General features: G+C 65.2%; 20 protein-coding genes and 1 pseudogene. 6 read left to right on the forward strand and 15 right to left on the reverse strand.

Annotated features, from left to right (window positions below):
• The first annotated feature begins 67 nt into the window (after window positions 1-67).
• The 3 genes from FB460_RS09450 to FB460_RS09465 all read left to right on the forward strand — a co-directional run bounded on the left by FB460_RS09450 (window position 68) and on the right by FB460_RS09465 (window position 5056).
• Window positions 68-952: a CPBP family intramembrane glutamic endopeptidase gene (locus tag FB460_RS09450; RefSeq protein WP_142093890.1), complete on the forward strand. Its 885-nt coding sequence runs from the start codon at window positions 68-70 to the stop codon at window positions 950-952.
• Window positions 953-1118: 166 nt separating this feature from the next.
• Entirely contained in the window at window positions 1119-2978 is a 1860-nt protein-coding gene (gene typA, locus FB460_RS09455; protein ID WP_142093891.1) for a translational GTPase TypA, read from the forward strand.
• 179 nt (window positions 2979-3157) lie between these two features.
• Entirely contained in the window at window positions 3158-5056 is a 1899-nt protein-coding gene (locus FB460_RS09465) for a L,D-transpeptidase family protein (protein ID WP_170210033.1), read from the forward strand.
• Window positions 5057-5248: 192 nt separating this feature from the next.
• Here the strand turns inward: FB460_RS09465 and FB460_RS09470 are convergent, their stop codons facing one another.
• The 7 genes from FB460_RS09470 to FB460_RS09500 all read right to left on the reverse strand — a co-directional run bounded on the left by FB460_RS09470 (window position 5249) and on the right by FB460_RS09500 (window position 13292).
• Complete coding sequence (locus FB460_RS09470) at window positions 5249-6877, reverse strand: SulP family inorganic anion transporter (RefSeq protein WP_142093893.1); 1629 nt, start codon at window positions 6875-6877, stop codon at window positions 5249-5251.
• A gap of 88 nt (window positions 6878-6965) precedes the next feature.
• Entirely contained in the window at window positions 6966-7358 is a 393-nt protein-coding gene (locus FB460_RS09475) for a helix-turn-helix domain-containing protein (RefSeq protein WP_170210034.1), read from the reverse strand.
• Between the two features lie 6 nt (window positions 7359-7364).
• The gene (locus tag FB460_RS09480) at window positions 7365-9809 is read right to left on the reverse strand and encodes a glycoside hydrolase family 65 protein (RefSeq protein ID WP_142094301.1); all 2445 of its coding nucleotides are present in this window, start codon (window positions 9807-9809) and stop codon (window positions 7365-7367) included.
• A 53-nt stretch (window positions 9810-9862) separates the two neighbouring features.
• A complete protein-coding gene (locus FB460_RS09485; protein ID WP_142093895.1) occupies window positions 9863-10585 on the reverse strand; it encodes an HAD family hydrolase in 723 nt (240 codons plus the stop codon).
• A 114-nt stretch (window positions 10586-10699) separates the two neighbouring features.
• Window positions 10700-11683, reverse strand: coding sequence for an asparaginase (locus FB460_RS09490; protein WP_246044350.1), 984 nt, complete (start codon window positions 11681-11683; stop codon window positions 10700-10702).
• Window positions 11684-11754: 71 nt separating this feature from the next.
• Complete coding sequence (ygfZ, locus tag FB460_RS09495) at window positions 11755-12750, reverse strand: CAF17-like 4Fe-4S cluster assembly/insertion protein YgfZ (protein ID WP_142093897.1); 996 nt, start codon at window positions 12748-12750, stop codon at window positions 11755-11757.
• Window positions 12747-13292 (reverse strand): heme-binding beta-barrel domain-containing protein, encoded by a 546-nt coding sequence (locus tag FB460_RS09500; RefSeq protein ID WP_246044351.1) that lies wholly within the window; start codon window positions 13290-13292, stop codon window positions 12747-12749. Before FB460_RS09500 ends, ygfZ begins: the two co-directional genes overlap by 4 nt.
• A 150-nt stretch (window positions 13293-13442) precedes the next feature.
• Between FB460_RS09500 and dtd the strand changes: the two genes are divergently transcribed.
• Window positions 13443-13874: a D-aminoacyl-tRNA deacylase gene (gene dtd, locus FB460_RS09505; RefSeq protein ID WP_142093898.1), complete on the forward strand. Its 432-nt coding sequence runs from the start codon at window positions 13443-13445 to the stop codon at window positions 13872-13874.
• A 22-nt stretch (window positions 13875-13896) separates the two neighbouring features.
• Here dtd and FB460_RS09510 read toward each other — a convergent pair whose 3' ends face one another.
• Both FB460_RS09510 and FB460_RS13080 read right to left on the reverse strand, forming a co-directional pair.
• Complete coding sequence (locus tag FB460_RS09510; RefSeq protein WP_142093899.1) at window positions 13897-14148, reverse strand: MoaD/ThiS family protein; 252 nt, start codon at window positions 14146-14148, stop codon at window positions 13897-13899.
• A 52-nt stretch (window positions 14149-14200) separates the two neighbouring features.
• Window positions 14201-14713 (reverse strand): hypothetical protein, encoded by a 513-nt coding sequence (locus FB460_RS13080; protein ID WP_170210035.1) that lies wholly within the window; start codon window positions 14711-14713, stop codon window positions 14201-14203.
• An 82-nt stretch (window positions 14714-14795) separates the two neighbouring features.
• Here FB460_RS13080 and mshD point away from each other — a divergent pair, with 82 nt between their 5' ends.
• Together mshD and FB460_RS09520 are read left to right on the forward strand one after the other, a co-directional pair.
• A complete protein-coding gene (gene mshD, locus FB460_RS13085; RefSeq protein ID WP_170210036.1) occupies window positions 14796-15767 on the forward strand; it encodes a mycothiol synthase in 972 nt (323 codons plus the stop codon).
• Between the two features lie 48 nt (window positions 15768-15815).
• A complete protein-coding gene (locus FB460_RS09520; RefSeq protein WP_170210037.1) occupies window positions 15816-16712 on the forward strand; it encodes an NUDIX hydrolase in 897 nt (298 codons plus the stop codon).
• 57 nt (window positions 16713-16769) lie between these two features.
• Here FB460_RS09520 and FB460_RS09525 read toward each other — a convergent pair whose 3' ends face one another.
• The 6 genes and pseudogenes from FB460_RS09525 to pstC all read right to left on the reverse strand — a co-directional run bounded on the left by FB460_RS09525 (window position 16770) and on the right by pstC (window position 21775).
• Entirely contained in the window at window positions 16770-17423 is a 654-nt protein-coding gene (locus tag FB460_RS09525) for a hypothetical protein (RefSeq protein WP_246044352.1), read from the reverse strand.
• A gap of 132 nt (window positions 17424-17555) precedes the next feature.
• Window positions 17556-17663, reverse strand: a pseudogene (locus tag FB460_RS13515) (DUF2510 domain-containing protein); the annotation flags it as partial.
• Between the two features lie 69 nt (window positions 17664-17732).
• Entirely contained in the window at window positions 17733-18836 is a 1104-nt protein-coding gene (pstS, locus tag FB460_RS09530) for a phosphate ABC transporter substrate-binding protein PstS (protein WP_170210038.1), read from the reverse strand.
• A 46-nt stretch (window positions 18837-18882) separates the two neighbouring features.
• Window positions 18883-19662, reverse strand: a complete 780-nt coding sequence (gene pstB / locus FB460_RS09535; protein ID WP_142093904.1) for a phosphate ABC transporter ATP-binding protein PstB — start codon at window positions 19660-19662, stop codon at window positions 18883-18885.
• A 20-nt stretch (window positions 19663-19682) separates the two neighbouring features.
• On the reverse strand, window positions 19683-20804 hold the full coding sequence (gene pstA, locus FB460_RS09540) for a phosphate ABC transporter permease PstA (RefSeq protein WP_142093905.1): 1122 nt from the start codon (window positions 20802-20804) through the stop codon (window positions 19683-19685).
• The gene (pstC, locus tag FB460_RS09545; protein ID WP_142093906.1) at window positions 20804-21775 is read right to left on the reverse strand and encodes a phosphate ABC transporter permease subunit PstC; all 972 of its coding nucleotides are present in this window, start codon (window positions 21773-21775) and stop codon (window positions 20804-20806) included. The genes pstA and pstC overlap by 1 nt, the downstream gene beginning before the upstream one ends.
• Between the last annotated feature and the right edge of the window lie 8 nt (window positions 21776-21783).

Genomic DNA, 21783 nt, shown 5'->3' on the forward strand with positions numbered 1-21783 from the left:
TCAACATGGCTTCAATGGCGCCGACATGACCGGTTCATCATGGGTCACCTGAGCACCAAGGAGAACAATGAACGTGGGCACATCCGCGACGACGTCACCGGACACCGCATCCGGCCCTCCGACGCGCCGGTTCCACTGGGTCGCCCGACTGGCATTCACCGTCGCGGCCATGTTCCTGACCTTTGTCGGTGGGGCGCTCGCCGGGTTGATCGCCTGGCCCCTGCACGAATTCATCGATCCGGAGCCGGATTCGTTCCTCGATCTGCTGCTCCTGGAGCTGCCCTCGCTCGGCATGGTCGCCGCCACCTTGGTGATCGTGTGGGTCCTCATGCGGTTCGTCGACCGCCGCCCGTGGCGTCAGGCCGGCCTCACGTGGCGCTCCGTCGACATCGTCTGGTTCGTGGGGGCGCTGCTGGCCATGACCGCGCTGACGATGACCGTCGGCTTCATCGCCCGCACGGCCGGTGTGTCCTATGAGCCCGAACCCAGCGCCTATCCGGCCGCATGGATGACGGTGATGGACCTCATCTTCCGAGCCCTGATCCACGCATCGTTCTGCGAGGAGCTCATCTACCGCGGCTATCTGATGCAGACCCTGGAGATGCGTCGCCGCCCGTGGGTGGTGGCCGCGATCAGCGCCCTTTCATTCGGTTCCCTGCACCTGCTCTCCCAGGGGAACGACGCCAGTCCTTGGCTGTACGCACTCCACGCGAGCGGCTTCGCCATGTTCGCAGCGGCGGCCGTGGTGGTGACGCGCAGCATCTGGCCCGCGGTGGGGATCCACTTCGGCACCTACGTGGCCACGGACCTGATGCGGTGGCTGGGCCTGGGCGACGGACCGATGACGTGGCTCACGGTCGGCGCTGCCGGCTGGCTCATCGGCACGATCATGATCGTCGTGCACAAGCGTCGCGTCAGGGAAATCCCCGACCCGTTGTTCCCGACGAAGTGACCTGCCGCCGGACCGACAGGCCCCCCATGGATTGACGACGACATGGATTGACGACGACATGGGCTGACGACGACGAGGAGGGTCGAAAGGACGAAGGTTCACGACAAGAGGTGTGAGAGGATCACCATCGGCCACGCACGGCCGCTCCCGACCAGGAAGAACGTTCATGCCCACACGCGCCGATCTGCGCAATATCGCCATCATCGCCCACGTCGACCACGGAAAGACCACGATGGTGGACGCCATGCTCTGGCAGTCCGGTGCATTCCGTGAAGGATCCGACGTCGACAACCGCGTCATGGACTCGATGGACCTCGAACGTGAGAAGGGCATCACGATCCTGGCGAAGAACACCGCCGTCAAGCACGTGATCAACGGTGACGAGGTCACCATCAACATCATCGACACCCCGGGCCACGCCGATTTCGGTGGCGAGGTCGAACGTGGCCTGGAAATGGTCGACGGCGTCATCCTGTTGGTCGACGCCTCCGAAGGGCCGCTGCCCCAGACCCGCTTCGTGCTGCGCAAGGCCCTGGCCAAGAAACTTCCGATCATCGTGGTGGTCAACAAGGTGGACCGCCCCGATTCACGGATCCCCGAAGTCGTCGAAGAGGTCTACGACCTGTTCATGGACCTGATCGAGGACGACGACACCGACATCCTCGACTTCCCGGTCGTCTATGCCTCGGCCAAGGCGGGACGGGCCTCCCAGAACCGTCCCGAGAACGGCGAGATGCCCGACTCGGAGAACCTCGAGCCCCTCTTCGAGACGATCATGGAGCACGTCCCCGCCCCCGAGTACACCGAGGGCGCCCCACTGCAGGCCCTCGTCACCAACCTCGACGCCTCCCCCTATCTGGGTCGTCTTGCGCTGCTCCGCGTCGCCGAAGGTGAGCTCCGCCGCGGCCAGACGGTGGCCTGGTGCCGCCGGGACGGCTCGGTCAAGCATGTGAAGCTCTCGGAGCTCCTCATGACCGACGCCCTGGAGCGCAAACCCGCCGACGTGGCCCGTCCCGGTGACATCGCCGCCATCGCAGGCATCGACGACATCACCATCGGTGAGACCCTCGCCGACCCCAACGATCCCCGGCCACTGCCCCTCATCAAGGTGGACGAGCCGTCGATCTCGATGACGATCGGCATCAACACCTCTCCGCTCTCCGGCAAGTCCGGCAAGAACCTCACCGCGCGGCTGGTGAAGGCACGATTGGATCAGGAACTGATCGGCAATGTCTCGGTCCGCGTCAGCACCACCGAACGCCCCGACACCTGGGAGGTGCAGGGCCGCGGTGAGCTGCAGCTGGCGGTTCTGGTGGAGATGATGCGACGCGAGTCGTTCGAGCTGACCGTCGGCAAGCCTCAGGTGGTGACGCGCGAGATCGACGGAAAGCTGCATGAGCCGTTCGAGCGTCTGACCATCGATGTCCCCGATGAGTTCGTGGGCACCATCACCGAATTGATGGGCACCCGCCGAAGCCGCTTGGAGCAGATGGTGAACCACGGCACCGGATGGGTCCGGATGGAGTTCATCATCCCGGCGCGAGGTCTCATCGGTTTCCGCACCGAGTTCCTCACCGAGACCCGCGGTACCGGCATGATGCACCACGTCTTCGAGGGGTACCAGCCGTGGGTGGGTGAGTTGCGGACGCGCCCCACCGGTTCACTGGTGGCCGACCGCGCCGGCGTCGTCACCGCTTACTCGCTGTTCAACCTGCAGGAGCGCGGCACGATGTTCGTCTCCCCCGGCGACCCGGTGTACGAGGGCATGATCGTGGGCGAGAACTCGCGTGCCGACGACATGGACGTCAATCCCACCAAGGAGAAGAAGCTCACCAATGTGCGCTCAGCCACCGGTGATGAGCTCGAACGACTCATCCCGGCGAAGCTCCTCAACATGGAACAGGCCCTGGAGTTCTGCCGTGAGGACGAGTGCCTCGAGGTGACACCTGACGCCGTGCGGATCCGCAAGGTGGAGCTCTCCGCGCACGACCGGACCAAGACCCGCAACCGCGCGAAGAAGGGCTGACCCACCAGCACCGGGTGAGCAAACTGTCAGGTGATCGTTGCCGGTTCGTGACCTTCTGATTCAGCGAGAATCGGCCCTTGGCCGTACCGTGGCAAGTGTCCTGTAATCCCATGGTCGGATCAGGGCTTCATCAGGGGGAACCGGCCCCGATGGGTCGGCTGACGAAGTAAGGAAGCTGTATGAAGTCGTTGAAGACAGCAGCGATCGGAGTGCTCACGGCAGCGCTGATGTTCACCACCCCGGGCCTCGCCATGGCGGCCCCCGGTGATGCGACGTCGAGCCCCACCGCGACTCCGACGCCCACACCCACTCCAACGCCCACGCCGACGGCCACTCCGACGCCCACGGCATCGCCCACCCCGACGGCTTCCCCGACTCCGTCGCCGACCCCGCAGGCCACCCCGACGGTGACGCCGAAGGCACAGGCGACCTCGGAGGCCACCGAGGCGATCCGGGCTCTCCGCAAGAAGAACTCGTGGCTCGGCAAGTCGGCCGGCTCGGAGAAGGCCATCAACGGCGGCCGCTACCAGAACTACGAGAACGGCCGGATCTACTGGAGCAGGTCGACCGGCGCCAAGTACGTCCGTGGCCTGATCCTGCAGGAGCTGGATGCCATCGGCGGAACGGACCGGATCGGCTTCCCCCGCACCAATGAGTACGAGGGACCCCGGGGGTCGCGGCAGAGCGAGTTCACCGGCGGTCGGATCTACTGGAGCCCGAGCACCGGCGCACACGCAGTCCTGGGCGACATCTACAAGGTCTTCACCAACGAGGGTTCCGCCTCCGGACCGGTCGGGCTGCCCACCAGCGGTGAGTTCGCGGTCGGACGCGGAGCAGTCGCCCAACGTTTCCAGCACGGCCTGGCCCTGTGGACCCCACAGGGCGGCGCCCACATGGTGCGCGGCATGATCCTCAACGAGTACGCCAAGTACAACTGGGAGCGCGGCCCGCTTGGCCTGCCGGTCAGCAATGAAGGTCAGGCCAAGGGTGCCCGCGTGTCCTACTTCGAGCATGGAGCCATCTACTGGAGCCGCGGCAACGGCACCCGCACCATCCGAGGCGACATCTACAAGCGCTACATGCAGATGGGCCGTCACACGTCGGCTCTCGGCGTCCCGATGTCGAGTGAATTCTCCGGCGGCCACGGCACCCGCGTCACACGCTTCCAGCACGGCGGCCTCATCATCTGGAAGGCCGACCGCGGAGCGAAGGCCATCTACGGCAAGATCGTCAAGAAGTACGGCGAGCTCGATTGGGAACGCGGCCCGCTCGGCGCCCCTCTCAGCAATGAGTTCACCGGCGGCCACGGCGTCCGTGTCAACACCTTCGATCGCGGCGCCATCTACTGGCATCCGACCACCGGCGCCGACGCCAATGCCGTCTACGGCAAGATCTTCTCCGAATACCACGACCGTGGCCGCGAGAACGGCGTGCTGGGCATGCCGACCTCCTCGGAGTTCTCCGGCGGCAAGGGATCCCGCGTCAACCGCTTCCAGAACGGCATCATCATCTGGACAGCCCGCACCGGTTCATGGACCGTCCGCGGCAAGCTCCTCGAGGGTTACGCCCAGCGAGGCTACGAGCGCGGCTCCCTCGGCGCACCCAAGGGCAACGAGTTCGGCACCGGCAAGGGCTGGGCCCAGGACTTCGAAGGTGGACGCCTCTACTACGAGGGCGGCAAGTTCCGTGTCGAGGGCAATGTGAACGTGGATCCGCGCTGCCAGACCGGCCGCGTGCTGTGCATCAGCAAGGGCGACCGCAAGATGCGTTGGATGATCGACGGCCGCGTCATCAAGACCTTCGACGCACGCTTCGGCAAGGCCTCCACCCCGACGCGCAACGGCACCCACCAGGTGTTCCGCAAGGTGCGTGACGAGGTCTCGTGGATGTACGGCAACACCCCGATGCCGTTCGCGATGTACTTCGACGGGGGTCAGGCCGTCCACTACAGCTACGACTTCGCCGCCCGCGGTTATGCCGGCGCGTCGCACGGTTGTGTGAACATCCGTGACTACGAAGGTCTCCAGTGGCTGTATGACACACAGGTGAAGGTTGGGGACAAGGTCGTCGTCTACTGACGCACAGGCCCCGAACAACACAACGCAGACGGCGCCCCGGTCATGTGACCGGGGCGCCGTCGTGTTCGGCGATATCCCTGCGTGAGTGGCCAGCCCATGTGGTGAGCGGCCGATGTGGTGAGCGGCCGATGGGGTGAGCGGCCGATGGGGTGGCCGGGATTCCCTCCCCCCCTCGAATCCCCTCTCGAAAGGTCAGTGCCCGTCGCCGAGGTACCCGCTGAGTTTTGCGTGACGCTCTGCGGACGCCTGGTTGAGACCGAGGATCTTCACGTCCTTGCCCTTCGCGGCGTATTTCGCCTCGACCGCATCGAGTGCGGCCACGGTGGAGGCGTCCCAGATGTGCGATCCGGACATGTCGATGACGACCTCCTCCGGATCACCCGCGTAGTCGAACTGGTAGACAAGATCATTGCTCGAGGCGAAGAACAACTCGCCATGCACTCGGTAGACGCGCCGGTCGACCGTACCGTCCCCGTCGACATCGACCTCCGAGATCTTCTCCACCGTCGAAAAGTGCGCCACGCGACGTGCGAAGACGACGAAAGCGACGTTGACGCCCATGATGACGCCGTAGGCGAGATTGTGCGTGGTCACCGTCACCACGACCGTCACGAGCATGACGATGGTCTCGCTCAGCGGCATGCGACGCAGCGTCCGGGGATCCACGCTGTGCCAGTCCATCGTCCCCACCGAAACCATGATCATCACTGCCACAAGCGCCGCCATGGGGATCCGCGCCACTGCCGGCCCGGCGAGCATCACCAACCCCAGCAGGAAGAGACCCGCGAGGAAGGTGGAGATGCGCGTCCGCGCACCGGAAACCTTCACGTTGATCATGGTCTGCCCGATCATCGCGCAGCCACCCATGCCGCCGAAGAAACCGGTCACGATGTTCGCAACGCCCTGCCCCCAGCCCTCGCGGGTCTTGTTGGAGTGCGTGTCGGTGATGTCGTCCACGAGTTTGGCAGTCATCAACGACTCCAGCAGGCCCACGAGCGCCATGGCGAGCGCCACTGGCCCGATGATCCTCAGCGTCTCCAGTGTCCACGGGACATCGGGGATGAACAGGGTGGGCAGCGAGGATGGGAGCTCACCCTGGTCTCCCACGGTGGGCATCTTCCACCCCGCCAGCTGCACCAATGCGGTCACGATGGCGATCGCCACCAAAGGAGCGGGCACCACCGTCGTCAATCGCGGCAACCCGACCATGATGACGATGCCGAGCGCCACCAACGGATACACGATCCACGGGATCGAGGGACCGATCAACTGCGGAAGCTGTGCCATGAAGATGAGGATCGCCAAGGCGTTGACGAAGCCCACCATCACCATCCGCGGGATGAACCGCATCAGACGGGCCACGCCCAGAAGGCTCAGGATGATCTGGAGCACTCCAGCCAGCAGCACCGTCGCGATGAAATGATCCATACCGTGCTCGCGGGAGATCGGGGCGATCACCAGGGCGATGGCCCCAGTGGCAGCGGAGATCATCGCCGGGCGACCACCGACGATCGCAATGGTGCAGGCCATGGTGAAAGAGGCGAACAGCCCCACACGAGGGTCAACGCCTGCGATCAGCGAGAAGCTGATGGCCTCGGGAATCAATGCCAGCGCCACCACCAGGCCCGCCAACACCTCGGTCTTGAGACGACGCGGGCTGCGCAACGCTGCCAGAACCGACGACCTTCCCTCATCGGCCGGGGGCACCAGCGGGAAGCCCTCGACATCGAGCGAACGTTCCTCGGACGCCCCGAGTCCGTCGTCCGTGGCAGGGTCCTTCAATTCGAGTGGGGTTCGCTCATTTCGAGAAGGTCGTGACATGGGGCTCCGTTCGGGCAGGCATCAAAGATGAGCGGAAAAGACGCGACACTCTAACCTGACACGATGTGAGACTTGAAATCGATGGGCGTCAGCCCCGGGGGGAGCCTCCCAGACGAGCACGAACGCTCCGCGCCACTTCGAGACGCCGTTCGAGTTCGGCCACCGCGGAATCCAGTTCCACGATCGCTTCGGCCAACCCCTCGGCCTTCCCACCGGTCTCCATCGCGCGGCACGCGTCCACGATGGTCCCCACCTGATCGAGTCCGATCCCAGCCACCCGCAACTGCATGATGAGACGCAGCCGTTCGACGGCCTCGGAGTCGTATTCACGAAATCCGCCACTGGTTCGGCGGGCAGGCATCACGATGCCCAGTTCCTCGTAATGCCGGATTGAACGCAGGCTCAGCCCTGTCAACTCGGCAACATCCCCGATACGCAGCGGCCCTTCGGGGATATCCCCTGTCGGTGGCGTGGTCAGCACGACCAGTCAGTCCTCATCCCGGGGTTTCCCCCAGATCAACGGCACGTCACCGACCTCACCGGGGATCCGCGGCCCGTGTCCGGTGAGTTCGACCCGGACGCTGTCGTCGGCGGGCACCGCCACCTGCTCCCCGCGCACCCACACCTCGACCCTGGGGCCCTCTGCCGCGAGCTCGATGGCGTCCTGGGTGACGGTGACGGTGAGTCGCGTCTGCCGCAACCGCATGCGCCAACGCAACGAGGGCCACGGTTCCGGCAGGCGCGGATCGAACGAGATGACCCCACCGTGATCGCGGAGGCCACCGAAGCCGTTGACCAGCGCCGACCACAGACCACCTGTGGAGGCGACATGCACACCGTCGGAGGTGTTCCCATGGCGGTCGTCGAGATCGACGAACAGACCCGCATGAAAGTAACGCAGAGCCAGTTCCGAATAACCGACCTCAGCAGCGATGATCGACTGCACCACCGCCGACAGCGAGGAGTCCCCTGTGGTGATCGGGTCGTAGTACTCGAAGTTGGCGCGCTTCTCCGCCAGCGTGAACTGGTCCCCCTGCAGGAACATCGCGAGCACCACGTCGGCCTGCTTCAGCACCTGGAAGCGATACAACACCAGCGGGTGGAAGTGCAGCAGCAGTGGGCGCTTCTCCAACGGTGTCGCGGCCAGATCCCACACCTCACGCTCCAGGAAGTGGAGATCCTGCGGATGGACTCCGAACCGGTCGTCGTAGGGAATGGCCATCTGCTCGGCGCACCGGAGCCAGAAATCGGTTTCGGCAGGCCCCAACTCCAACCGCTTCACCATGCGGTCATAGTCGGCCCCGTCACGATCCTTGAGTTCCTGCACCACCTCAGCGGCCCGCCGCAGGTTGAACCTGGCCATGGTGTTGGTGAACAGGTTGTCATTGACGACCGTGGTGTATTCATCGGGGCCAGTCACCGAATGGATATGGAAAAGTCCATCGCCCTTCTCATCGAAGAAACCGAGATCGGCCCACATGCGCGCGGTCTCCACCAACATGTCGACCCCCTCCTCGAGAAGGAAGTCGGTGTCACCGGTGGCGTCGACGTATTTGCTCAGCGCGAAGGAGATGTCGGCGTCGATGTGGTACTGCGCGGTACCGGCCGCGTAATAGGCCGACGCCTCCTCACCGCTGATCGTCCGCCAGGGGAAGAGAGCCCCGTCCTGCGCCATCTCCCGCGCACGGCGCCGTGCCGCGTCGAGCATGAGATACCGGAACCGCAACGCACTGCGTGCGGCCTGGGGCAATGTGTACGTCAGGAACGGCAGGACATACACCTCGGTGTCCCAGAAGTAATGCCCCGAATACCCCGAGCCGGTCACGCCCTTGGCGGGGACCCCCTCCACCTCGGCACGCGCGGACGCCTGGGCGAGCTGGAACAGGTTCCATCGGATGGCCTGCTGCTCGGCCGGATGAGAACCAACCTCGACATCGGCGTTCGCCCAGTACTTCTCCAGCCATTCCCGCTGGGCGTCCAACACCGCTTCGACGCCCTCAATACGTGCACGATCAAGCGTCCGGCGGCAACGATCAAAGAGTTCTCGCACCGGAACACCCGACGGGCCGTTGTGATAGGCGGCAAGCTTCTCCAGATGGATCGTCTGCCCCTCACGTGCGGAGATCCGGTAGACCTGCTTGCCCTGGTCGGCCTCGGTGGAGGTGGCCGCCGACCACTCGTTGTCGGTCACCATCTCGTGGTCGACGCCCACGGCGATCCCCAGCTTGGACTGCGCGGTCCGGTACCCCAGCAGGATCCGTCCGTCGGCACACCACTGCGTCTGTGGCTCGAGTACCCGGTGTGCCAGACTCTCGGCCTTGCGCGGATCGAACTCCTCATCGGCGGTGTACTCATCACCCCCGTCCTGACGGTTGATCACCTGGGAGCTGATCACGATGGGGGCATCACCCTCGAGCATCGTGACATCCAGCGTCATCACCGAGAGATGACGCTGCGCGAACGACACCAGTCGCGTCGTGTGAACCTGCACCTTCTTGCCCGCCGGCGTGCGCCAGACCAGACGCCGCCGCAGCAGACCGGAGCGGAAGTCGAGGCTGCGCTCGTAATCCACCAGGTCCGCGTGGGCAAGGTTGAGCGGTTCGTCATCGACGTAGACCTTGAGGACCTTCGCATCCGGGGCGTTGACGATGGTCTGCCCGACGCGTGCGAAACCGTAGGCACCTTCGGCGTGCTGAATCTGCCACGTCTCATGGAACCCGTTGACGTAAGTTCCCGACTCCTCTGACGGCCGCCCCTCCTCAGGGTTGCCCCGCATCCCGAGATAACCATTCCCGACGGCGAACAGAGTCTCGGTGGTCCCGAGATCGGAGACATCGGGATGCTTCTCGACCAACCGCCACTCATCGATGGGGAACCGAGTACGGTCCAGCGGATCGGTCGGATCGGGCGGTACGTCATCGGGGCCGACCATGGTTTCGGCAAACGTCTCGCCCAGAGCCTGTTCCGTGGCGTCGAGTTCGGTCATCATGCGCCTCCGATCTCATCGAGTTCGGCCACCACGACGTCGGCGCCGGCGTCCCGCAGCCGTTCCTCACCGGTGCCACGGTCGACGCCGACCACCCCCGCGAAGCCTCCAGCCGCTCCAGCCCGGACACCGGAGAGAGCGTCCTCCACCACGATGCACTTTTCGGCGGGAACACCGAGGAGACGTGCTCCGTGCAGGAACATGTCGGGAGCGGGCTTGCCCGGAAGCTCGGCGGACACCGCCACGAGCCCATCCACCACGACCTCGAACCGGTCGCTCAGACCTGCCGCTGCCAAGACCTTCGTGGCGTTCTTGGAGGACGAGACGACCGCGACGGCCATCCCCCGCCCCATCACGTGATCCAGAAAACGCACCGACGCCGGGTAGGGCTCGATGCCCTCGGTCTCGAGAATCGTGTTGAACGTGGCGTCCTTGCGGTTGCCGAGTCCACACACTGTCTCGGCGTCGGGGGCGTCGGAGGGGTCCCCCTCGGGGAGTTCGATGCCGCGGGCGTCGAGCATGTGCCGCACCCCGTCGTAGCGGGGTTTGCCGTCGATGTGGTCGTAGTAGTCGGCCTCGGTGTAGGGCGCGACACCACGGCGATCCAGATAATCGGTGAACAACTCCGACCAGGCCCGACGGTGCACCTCCGCAGTGGGAGTCAGCACCCCGTCAAGGTCGAAGAGGATGGCGGCTGGGTCCAAGTCATCGAGCCAAGTCACGCCCGCGAGCCTAGCGGGGTCTGCCCCATGCGTCGATGCATGCTCCGCGCCCTCACCCCGCCCCACCTCTACGTTGTGCCGGGCAGACGCGGCTTTGTGCAGAGGTGGAACGGTTCAGAGGAACGAATCGACCAGCGAGGAGATCGTCCCCACGGGTTTGCCGTGTCCGAGCACGTTCTTGGTGGTCCGTCCGGTCACGTTCGGATGTTCGTAGCCCATCTCCACGAGGATCTGGGCGACGATCAACTGGTGCGCCCGCGAGGCGCCGTCGTCGATCTTGACCGCGATGCCCCGCCCATCGGGAAGACCGGCGGCGTACACCGCTTCGGCCCCGCCCTTGCAGACGAGACCGGGCACGGCAGCATGCAGCTTGGCTTCGCCGCGCCTGGTGCCCGACGCCCAGGTGGGATGCGCACGATAGGCGTCGGCGATCTGCCGCGCCGGTCCGTCCTCGGCGGCAGCGATGCGACCGAACGCCCGGGCAAGACCGGCCAGGCTGATCGCGACCAACGGCGCTCCGCAGCCGTCCACCGCGACATGCGTGATGTCCTCACCGGCGAACTCCGCGATGGCGTCGAACACCGCGGTCTGCAGCGGGTGTTCCGGAGCGAGGTACGAGGCCCTGTCCCACTTGCTGCGCACGCAGGTCCGCAACATCGCCGCATGTTTGCCCGAACAGTTCATGGCGACCGGCGCCGGATCGCCATGCTCTCGGATCCAATCGACCCGCGCCCTGTCCGACAGCGGGAACTCCGCGGGGTTCTGGAGGTCCTCCTCGGTGAGACCGCAGCCCTCCAAGATCTGGCGCACGCCGTCCACATGGAACGGCTCACCATCGTGAGATGCCGCGGCGAGAGCCAGCAGCTCCCCGTCGAGGTCGAGTCCATTGCGGAGCATCGCGATCGCTTGGAGGGGCTTGACCGCCGACCGTGGATACATCGGCGCTTCAACCGCTCCGAGCTCGGTCAGCAGCGAACCATCGGCGGCGGTGACGGCGACGCGCCCGTGGTGGACGCCCTCCACCATGCCGCAGCGCTCCACCGCGACGAGCGCGGGATCATTGGCCAGTTCCGATGCAGGTGCGAAGTCTCGAGTCACGATTCCACTTCTACCACCGCAGGTGATGCGCTCTCCGCCCATCACCTCAGGTGACGTGTTCCCCCTCGGGGTCAGCGCAGGGGGCGCACGTGCAGGCCGACCTCGGGATCGACGAGAACCTCCTGCGACGCAGCGATCTGCGCCCGCCCGGTCTCGGCGTCGAACTCCCCAACATCGAGGGTGGCGTCGACCGCGGTGTTCCGCTTGACCAGAGCCAAAGCGATCGGGCCGAGCTCGTGATGGCGCGCGTTGGAGCCGACGCGGCCCACGACACGCTCACCGAGCCGCACCTCGGACCCGGTTTCAGGCAGAGCGTCCACCGAACCGTCGAGATGCAGCAGCACGAGTCGACGCGGCGGCTTGCCGAGGGTGTGGACGCGCGCAACAGTCTCCTGCCCCCGGTAACAGCCCTTGTCGAGGTGCACGGCTGTCTCGAGGACCCCGATCTCGTTGGGGATCGTGCGGTGATCGGTGTCGACGCCGAACCTCGGCACCCCCGCTGCGATGCGTCGGGCCTCGTACGCCCACAGGCCCACCGCCGGTGCAGCAGACAGGTACTCGTCCAACCGTTCACGCGGGACGAAGGTCTCGAAACCATCCAGGCTGTCGGCAGCGCGTCGCGTCACGAACCCACTCGCCGTGACCTCCTCCGACGGCTCGCCGGGCTGCCACACCAAGGCGTATTCGGCGGTGCGTAGCGCCACCTCCACGCGGCGCATGAAACGCATGCTGTCGAGGAAGTCCACGAGTGCCTGGCCCATGCCGGGTTCGGTGTGCGCGAAGAAGGTCTCCCCGTCATCGACGCCACTGAACGCGTGCTCGATGTGCCCCTTCGGGCTGAGCACGAGCGCCGAGGTGCCGACGCCGGGCTGCAACCCGGTGAAGTACTGCGTCGTGAGCGAATGCAACCAATCGAGCCGGTCGGGCCCGCTGATGGTGAGCACATCACGATGGGAGAGATCGACGATGCCCTCGCCACGCTCGAGCGTCCGCCCCTCCTGCGACGGGGCGCCAAGATGCGCGATGGCCCCGGCGTCCGGCCCCTCGGTCAGCCGTACCGCGGTCATCGGCGCTCCAGTTCGCCCGTCAGGTGGGGCTGCAACTCGATCTCGGTGTCGGCACGGTCGTAGGCGAACATCATCTTGCCCTTGATGTAGCCATACAGACGCTGTCCGGCGGTGTGGGTGCCACGGCTCAGCACCGCATCGGTGGTGAGCTCGATCTTGGTGGCGAGTTCACCACCGGCCGGCGACTGGAGGCCTGTGATCGTGCCGTGCCAGGTCTGCGCCACGCCTTCGGGATTGGTGACGACCATCATCACGTCATTGCCCTCACCGGGGATCCAGAAACCGGTCTCCATCGAAACGGGCTCACCGGCCGTGCCGTCGTCCTTCATCCGGAAGGTCTGCAGCAGGTAGTGCAGGTAGGGCTCACCGTTATGGCTCATATCGAGCTGCTCCACCAACTGCACATCGTCCTGGCCCGGCCACTGCGTCTGCCCATGCCCCTCCCAGTGACCGATCATCCATGCGAGCCCCTTGAGCTTGGGGTGCATCCCCTCGGGGAAGGAGTAATCCAGCGAACTCGGCTCGGATGTCTGGTCGGTCATGTTGGTCCTCACAGGTCGACGGTGAAGTTGCGGCGTCCACCCTACTCGGCGCCGCCCACACGATCCCGGCAACGAGTCCCCATACGCAGCACCCCGGCGGTCGGGACGCTGGACCGTCCAGGGCGACGAGAACTCATTTAAAGTGTCGGCATGCGTACTGTGCTGCAGCGGGTGGGTCATGCCCGGGTCGAGGTGGACGGTTCCACGGTGGGGTCGATCGAGGGCCCCGGACTGCTCGCCCTGGTCGGAGTCACCCACGATGACACCGTTGAAGAGGCCCGCAGGCTGGCCGAGAAGACGTGGAAGCTACGGATCCTGCCCGGCGAGAAGTCCGCGTCCGATCTCGATGCACCGATCCTCGCCGTCTCACAGTTCACCCTGTATGCAGACACCCGCAAGGGGCGCCGACCCTCATGGAACCGTGCTGCTCCGGGAGCGGTCAGCGAACCTCTGGTGGATGCCTACGTCTCCACGTTGAGGGAATTGGGGGCCACCGTGGAGACGGGACGATTCGGCGCACACATGCAGGTGCATCTGGTCAACGACGGCCCAGTGACGATCCTGCTCGACACCGACGAATGACGCATGCCTCGCCGCTGATGAGTCACCCGCCGGCGAAGGGCGGCAGGACCTCGACGAATGCTGCTTCCTGAAGCGGTTCAGCACGCTGCTCGACGGAGACATTGCGTCCGTTCATCAGGATGCTGCTGCGGTCGATGACCGGGCCCAGCCCGGGACGGTTGGTGCTGGCGAGGTCGAGAGCGGAAGCAACGGTCTCAGCGGAGACCGATTCGGATTCGACGCCGGCAGCGGCCCGTGCACCGGCCCAGTAACGCAACGTGACTTCCACAGACATGGCGCACAGGCTACCTTCACGTGACAAGCGGTTCGGCGTTGCCTCAATCAGGTCAGAGACGCCCGGCGAAGTCGGGAGCCACGGTGTCGGCGGGGCCGTCGAGCCGCAGGTGCTGGGAACTTCCGAAAAGCTGGGCAACCACCGAGGAAGCGATCGACAATCCCGCAGAGACGGCCGTCACAGACCACCCGGCGTCCGCGGCGATGGCGATCGCGGCGAGCGCCGTCCCCACCACCACCGGCCACGAGAGCGCGTGCGCACTGACCGAGGTTCCCACAAGACCTCCGAGCTGGCCGGCCCACTCACCGCTCCACCGAGCACGCGCGAGGAGCCACACCCACCACTGCAGGCCGCAGACCCCGGCAAGCAGGATCTGCCCCACCAGCAGGATCAGCGGCCAGGTCTGTGCCTGCGAGGTCCAGGCCACGAATGTCCACGAGGTCACCACCGCTGCCGCGAGCGCGATCAGGGATGCCGCCAAACCAACACGGATGCGGCGAAGCTGTGGGCCGACCCGGGCCGCGAGATCGGCCTCGGGCACGATGCTCGTGGGCGGCACGGCCATGACGATTCCTATGCGACGGGGAACGGATCACTCGCCGCCACCGGGGTGGCAGCGCGCCTTCCAGCCTACTAGCGTGTTCGGCATGCCCAGCGGATCGATTGATTCCTCCCACCCCACGCTCAGCTCGCTCTCCGTGCTCGACCGGGCCAAGGCCGATCAGGTCGTGGCTCTGTGCGAGCTCTGCGAGAACCACGATGGCGTCGCCCCCCTCAACGAGCAGGCCCTCCTCACATTGAACGACGGGAAGATCCACGACGGCATCGCTCATGTGGTCGCCGAGATCGATGGTCAGATCGTGGCCTACGCGCTGCTCGATTCCGCCATCCCCGACCCCCAGTTGGGTGCCTTGTCGGTGGCCCAGTTCATGGTGCATCCACAGCACCGTCGACGCGGGATCGCTTGGCAGATGGCCGGATCCCTCGGGTTCGACGTGCGTCCGGAGGCCGACGCCGATCAGGCCGAACGTCACCGTGCCGGGCTGCTCATCTCGGCGTGGTCCTTCGGCAACCTCCCCTCCGCGCGTACCTGGGCCGAGAAATACGGGGCCGCCCCCGTGCGCCAGCTCCTGATCATGCGACGCCCGGCAGCGGAGGTGCCCGCGCCACGGTTCGACGCCGGGTTCACGGTGCGTCCATTCGTCGAGGCCGATATGGCACAGATGTTGGAGGTGAACGCGCTCGCCTTCGCACACCACCCCGAGCAGGGGCAGATGAGCGCCGATGACGTCCGGGCACGGATGTCGGAGGACTGGTTCGACCCCGAAGGATTCCTGGTGCTCGAACACCAGGAACGGGTGATCGGTTTCCACTGGACCAAGCAGCACTCGGCCCAGCGCGGTGAGGTGTACGTCATCGGCATCCACCCCGAGTGGAGCGGCCGCGGGCTCGGGCGCCACCTGCTCAATGCCGGCATGCAGCATCTCGCGCAGCGGGGTGTCGACGAGATCATCCTCTACGTGGAGGGCGATCTGGAACATGTCGTCCGCCTCTACCGCACCAGCGGCTTCGAGATCATCAACACCGATGTCCTCTACCGCACGACCAACCGGACCTGACCACACCCCGAAGAGCGGCGCCGAAGTGATGGCTCTACCCTGATGATCATGGGATCGGTTCCTTCCTCTGACCGTTTGATAACCGCAGCGGGAGCCGTTGTGCTCCGACCCACCGACCGAGGGCCCGAGGTGCTGATCGTGCACCGTCCTCACCACGACGATTGGAGTTTGCCCAAGGGCAAGCTCGACAAGGATGAAACACCCGACCTCACCGCGGTCCGGGAGGTCGCCGAGGAGACCGGGGTGACCATCCGCCTCTCCCGCCCCCTCCCGGACATCCGCTACCAGGTCGAGGACCGCCCCAAGGTGGTGCACTGGTGGCTCGGTGTCTCCCTCGAGGACGGCACCGAGAAACGGGCAGCCGACGGCGAGGTGGACGAGGTCCGCTGGGTGCGGCTGGAGAAGGCCCGGGAGCTGCTCACCTACGACGACGAGCGGGAACTCCTGGACCATGCGGTGTCCCTGACGCCCACCACCCCACTCATCGTGGCGCGTCACGCCAAGGCGCTCCCTCGCAAAGAATGGGAAGGGGATGACGAGGCCCGCCCCCTGGATGGCCATGGCCTCGACCAGACCGAGAAACTCACCCCACGGCTGGTGGCGCGGGGGGTCGGCCGCGTGGTGAGTTCCCCGGCATGGCGCTGTGTGGCCACTGTCCTCGAGCTCGCGTCATCACTCGGGCTCACCATCGAACGTCAGAGCGTCCTGTCCGAACCATACGGAGAAGCGAACCCGCAGAGCGTCCGTACCACCTGCGGTGAATGGCGACGTCAGGTCAGCCAGTCCGGCACGCCCACCGTCTTCTGCGGTCACCGCCCTGTGCTGCCTGACATGCTCGCCGGTTTCGGCATGGAGGACCACTTCTTCGAGCCCGCCGAGATGGCCATCGCTCACGTGGACGAGAATGGGGAGGTCTTGGACATCGAGCGCATCGAAGCGCCCTGACATCGTGGTTGAAGCCCTACGCCCTTGATCCCATGGGGCTGTCAGCGCTTCGCGCGATCAGTTTTCGACACGCAGTTGCTCCATCACACGACGCGCATCCGGTTCACGTTCAGCACGAACATCGTTCGGGATGGACGCGTAGTACAGGCTCGAGGTGAGCTCGGAGGTGCGCACGATCCAGACCATCAACAACTCCCCATCAGTGTTGAGGTTCTTGATGTCGAACGACAGTTCCGATTCCACATACCACCCATCATGGCCGTCGAGGCTCTTGGCTTCGGAGACGATGTCATTGCGTTCGACCCGGTTCTCACCATAGAAGGCCCCGACGATGCAGGTCACCACGACCTCGGAGGCCTCCTCAGGAATCATGAACCCGTCACCGGCGCTGAGCTCGGCCACCATGATCGACGCCTGCCAGGACTGCCCCGGCGCATACGTCTCCTGCGTGGTGACCGACTGCACATAGGCGTCCTTGCCGAACGGAACACGATTGTCAGATCGGACGGGGCCCCATGGTGCATCGAGCCGCGGATAGGACAACGCTCCACCGTGCACCCGTCCATCGCGAGGATGAGCCCGCGGGGACTCGGGAGTCGTGTTACCTGTGGGGCAGATCGATTCCGACGGTGCCGCGCCCGGTCGGTTCCGGGGACCTTCACCGCCGATGGTGCGGAAGGCGAACGAGACCACGAGTACCAGGATCAGCACCGCCGCCCCGGCACCGATCCACAGGGGCCAAGATGTGCCCCCGCCCCCGCCGGTGGAGGATCCGTCTCCGAATGCGGCCTGTGGACCAGCGTTTGGCGTGGGTGCCGGAGCTCCCGGTGGAGGGGGAGCTTCCGGAGTCGGCGACACTGACGCCGACCAAGCCTTTCCGTCCCAGTAGCGGAACATGTTCGGGGCGCCACTGGGGTCCGGGTACCAGCCGGGAGGAGGATTGCTCGTCACACGTCCACTTTAGGTGCTTCGATCAGGCCATGCGTCCCGGACGTTCCAGCCGTTCTGGTCGATCATGACTCAGGGACGGATCTGGCCGATGGACTCGCGCACCTCGGAGTTGAGCTCCTCCGGCAGAGGGACGTATCCGCGCGCCGCAAGCTCATCCCGCGTCTGCTGCTCAGCCATGAATCCGAGGAAGTCCTTGAGGATCTCGGTCTGCTCTGGCCCGAGCCCGGCTGAACAGACCACCTCGTAGGTGACCTGGACCAGCGGGTAGGCCTCCGGGTCGTCGGGAACCGCATCGATCTCCAGACGCATGTCGGGGCCCTGGCCCGTGCGACGAGCCCCAGCCAGAGTCTTGGCGACCGAAGCGTCATCAAGCCGAACAACCCCACGACCGGTCTCAATACCGGCGGTCGGAAGCTTGTGGTCATCGGCGTATGACGATTCCACGTAGGTGATCGCCCCGGGCGTCTCCTGGACCCGGGTGGCCACGCCGTCGCTCTTCGCAGCGCCCTCTCCCGAACCCTTCCAGTTCTTCGAGACCTTGTCGGACGCCCATTGATCGCTGGCCGCAGCATTCAGCCAGGTGGTGAAGTTCTCCGTGGTTCCCGAGGCGTCAGAGCGATGGATGACGGTGATCGGCTGCGACGGCAGGTTCACGCCGGGGTTCAGCGCAATGATCTGTGCATCGTCCCAACGAGAGATCTCGCCGGTGAAGATCTCGGCCACGACCTCCGGGGTCAGCACCAGATCTTCGACACCTTCGACATTGTGCGCCAATGCGATGGGCCCCACCACCATCGGCAGGTGCCACGCCTCGTTTCCGTTGCACCGGCATCTGGCCCGCTCGATGGCCTCGGCATCCATCACAGTGTCGGTACCGGCGAAGTGTGTCAGGCCGTTCACGAAGTCCGTGACGCCGTCCCCGGACCCCTTGCCGTCGTATTCAACGGTGTTGGAGCCCCGGCAGGCCGCACCATAGGTGGCGATCGAACTGTCGATGACGCCCTGCTGGGCCGTCGATCCGGCCCCCATCAGATAACCGGGCGGGCACTCCCGCGGAGGTGTCTGCTCGACAGGAGAGGGAAGCGACGGGCCGGCGCACCCGGCCAGCATGACGCCGACGAATCCGGTCACCACACACGAGACCATGCGTCGTGACCGGATCGTCAATGCCATGGTGGCACCCCAAGGTGTGCCGGCACGTTGCTGCCGTGGCGCAGGATCAGCCGAACTGACCCGTGATGTAACGCTCGGTGTCCTCATGTTCCGGGCTGGTGAAGATCTGCTCGGTCTCACCGACCTCGATCAGCTCACCGGGCTCCCCCACCGCCTTCAGGTTGAAGAAGGCCGTCTGGTCGGACACACGCTGCGCCTGCTGCATGTTGTGCGTCACGATGACGACGGTGAACTTCTCCTTCAGCTCGTGGATCAGATCCTCGATCGCGAGGGTCGAGATCGGGTCCAGCGCCGAACAGGGCTCATCCATCAGCAGAACATCAGGCTCCACCGCGATCGCACGGGCGATGCACAGACGCTGCTGCTGACCACCGGACAGACCCGAGCCGGGCTTGTCCAGACGGTCCTTGACCTCGTTCCACAGGTTCGCTCCGCTGAGTGCCTTCTCGACGATCTCATCCTGACGGCTCGCAGAGATGCGCTTGCTGTTGAGCTTCATGCCCGCAAGCACATTCTCCTTGATGCTCATCGTCGGGAACGGGTTGGGCCGCTGGAACACCATGCCCACCATGCGGCGCACGGCCACCGCGTCAACGCCCTTGCCGTACAGGTTGGTGCCGTCGAGATTCACCTCACCGGTGCAGTAGGCACCGGGGATGACCTCGTGCATGCGGTTGAGCGTACGGAGCACGGTCGACTTGCCGCAGCCGGAGGAACCGATGAAGGCCGTCACCGCCCGCGCAGGAATTGCCATGCTGACGTTCTTCACAGCATGGAACTTGCCGTAGTAGATATCCAGATTCTTGATATCGATGCGCTTGGACATGTGTTTCTTACTCCTGCTGGTCAGCGACCGGTCTTGGGTGCGAACTTGTATGCCACGTACCGACCGATGGCGTTCAGGGCCATGACGATGATGATGAGCGTCAGCGCTGAGGCGAACGCCCGCGCATAGTACGGCTCCTGGGGAATACCCGGAGTCACGTACTGGTAGTAGGCGAACACCGGCAGCGTGGTCATCTGCCCCTGCAAGGCATTGGTGTTCATGCCGGTGTAGAGACCAGCGGTCATGAGTAACGGGGCCGTCTCGCCGATCACTCGGGCGATTGCAAGGATCACGCCGGTGACAATACCTGCCACGGAGGTGGGAAGTACAACTTTGACGATCGTCTTCCACTTCGGTACACCGAGAGCGTAGGAGGCCTCGCGCAGCTCGTTCGGCACCAGCCGAAGCATCTCCTCGGTCGAGCGCACCACGACGGGAATCATGAGCACGGCGAGCGCGACCGCTCCGGCGAGGCCGGACTTGTAACCGGCCCCGAAGATGAAGGAGAACAGCGTGTAGGCGAACAGACCCGCCACAATCGATGGAATACCTGTCATGACGTCCACGAAGAAACGCAGGACGCTGGCCGTCTTGCGCAGCAGCGGAGTCTCATTGGAGTACTCGACGAGGAAGATCGAGCTGAAGATACCGATCGGGACGGCGATCAGCGTCGTGATCCCGGTGATGATCAATGTGCCCCAGATGGCGTGGACCGCACCACCACCTTCGCCGACGATCGCGAACATCGATGAGCTGAAGAACTCACCGTCGAAGCGCTGGACGCCCTTGCTGGTGACGGTCCACAGCAGCGAGAGCAACGGGAGCAGCGCGAGGACGAATGCTCCGGTCACCACATAACGGGCCGTGCGGTCCGCAGCGCGACGGGATCCCTCCACCACGTGGGAGAGCACCCGCATCACCACGAGGAACGTGACAAAGCCCAGCACGAGGGTCATCGCGATGCCGAATGAGCCGAACAGCGCGAGGACGCCGGCCACCACGACGATCGAGACCACCAATGTGGCGATGGGCGTGAAAGATGGCAGCTGACCGGAAACCAGCGCCTTGCGTGTCGCTTCGTCGCCGCTCTGACGCGATTCCGCACCGGTCTCGGGCGATTTCTCCGAATAACGAGTGGTCATCAGTTGGCTCCTGAGAATTCTGCGCGGCTTGCGATGATGGCACGAGCGGCCATGTTGACGGCCAGTGTGATGACGAACAGCACCAGACCCGACGCGATGAGCTGGTTGATGCCGAGCCCGAATGCCTCGGGGAAGTTGAGGGCGATATTGGCTGCGATGGTGTTGGGGCCATTGGGCGTGAGCAGCTCGAAGCTGATCTGATCGGACGGGGAGAGCACCATGGCCACGGCCATCGTCTCACCCAGGGCACGGCCGAGCCCCAGCATGGCGGCCGAGATGATGCCGGGCATCCCGAAGGGGAACACCGCCTGCTTGATCATCTCCCAACGGGTGGCACCCAACGCGAGCGATGCCTCCTCATGGAGCTTCGGTGTCTGCAGGAATACCTCACGGCAGAGCGCGGTGATGATGGGCAGCACCATGACCGCCAGCACGATCGCGGCGGTCAGCATCGTGCGACCCGTACCGGACACACCGCCGGCGAACGGCGGGAACCACCCGAACGCCTTGTTCAGCCAGCCGTAGACCGGCATGACGGCCGGCGCCAGAGCATTGATACCCCAGAGGCCGAAGACCACCGAAGGTACCGCCGCCAGCAGGTCGACGATGTAACCGAGCCCATTGGCGAGCTTGCGTGGGGCGTAGTGGGAGATGAACAACGCGATGCCGATCGCGACGGGGACCGCCATGAGCAACGCGAGGACAGCGGCCCAGACCGTACCGAACGCGAACGGGGCAACCCACTGCCAGAACTCACCGTAGGGGAGGTCTGCCGGATCGCTGGTCAACGCGGGGGCCGCGAGAAGTACGAGGAAGAAGGCCACGGCGGCGAGGATCGCGAGGATGCTCAAGCCGGAAACCGTGGAGATGGTGCTGAAGACGAGCTCGCCCCCACGGCCGACGCTGGTCGGCTGGGATGCCTCGCCCTCCGGCGTGGCCTGTGGGTCTCGAGGCTCAACGGACGTACTCATGTGTGCCG

The organism is Propioniferax innocua, assembly GCF_006716235.1.
In the GTDB taxonomy this organism is placed as follows: Bacteria; Actinomycetota; Actinomycetes; order Propionibacteriales; family Propionibacteriaceae; genus Propioniferax; species Propioniferax innocua.

Bases quoted from the DNA above. Each gene is read 5' to 3' on its own strand.
- FB460_RS09500 (WP_246044351.1), bottom strand. From the start codon at position 13,292: ATGACCGACCAGACATCCGAGCCGAGTTCGCTGGATTACTCCTTCCCC.
- ygfZ (WP_142093897.1), bottom strand. From the start codon at position 12,750: ATGACCGCGGTACGGCTGACCGAGGGGCCGGACGCCGGGGCCATCGCG.
- FB460_RS13080 (WP_170210035.1), bottom strand. From the start codon at position 14,713: ATGGCCGTGCCGCCCACGAGCATCGTGCCCGAGGCCGATCTCGCGGCC.
- mshD (WP_170210036.1), top strand. From the start codon at position 14,796: ATGCCCAGCGGATCGATTGATTCCTCCCACCCCACGCTCAGCTCGCTC.
- FB460_RS09520 (WP_170210037.1), top strand. From the start codon at position 15,816: ATGGGATCGGTTCCTTCCTCTGACCGTTTGATAACCGCAGCGGGAGCC.
- FB460_RS09470 (WP_142093893.1), bottom strand. From the start codon at position 6,877: ATGTCACGACCTTCTCGAAATGAGCGAACCCCACTCGAATTGAAGGAC.
- typA (WP_142093891.1), top strand. From the start codon at position 1,119: ATGCCCACACGCGCCGATCTGCGCAATATCGCCATCATCGCCCACGTC.
- FB460_RS09450 (WP_142093890.1), top strand. From the start codon at position 68: ATGAACGTGGGCACATCCGCGACGACGTCACCGGACACCGCATCCGGC.
- pstC (WP_142093906.1), bottom strand. From the start codon at position 21,775: ATGAGTACGTCCGTTGAGCCTCGAGACCCACAGGCCACGCCGGAGGGC.
- dtd (WP_142093898.1), top strand. From the start codon at position 13,443: ATGCGTACTGTGCTGCAGCGGGTGGGTCATGCCCGGGTCGAGGTGGAC.
- pstB (WP_142093904.1), bottom strand. From the start codon at position 19,662: ATGTCCAAGCGCATCGATATCAAGAATCTGGATATCTACTACGGCAAG.
- FB460_RS09480 (WP_142094301.1), bottom strand. From the start codon at position 9,809: ATGGTCGGCCCCGATGACGTACCGCCCGATCCGACCGATCCGCTGGAC.
- FB460_RS09510 (WP_142093899.1), bottom strand. From the start codon at position 14,148: ATGTCTGTGGAAGTCACGTTGCGTTACTGGGCCGGTGCACGGGCCGCT.
- FB460_RS09465 (WP_170210033.1), top strand. From the start codon at position 3,158: ATGAAGTCGTTGAAGACAGCAGCGATCGGAGTGCTCACGGCAGCGCTG.
- pstS (WP_170210038.1), bottom strand. From the start codon at position 18,836: ATGGCATTGACGATCCGGTCACGACGCATGGTCTCGTGTGTGGTGACC.
- pstA (WP_142093905.1), bottom strand. From the start codon at position 20,804: ATGACCACTCGTTATTCGGAGAAATCGCCCGAGACCGGTGCGGAATCG.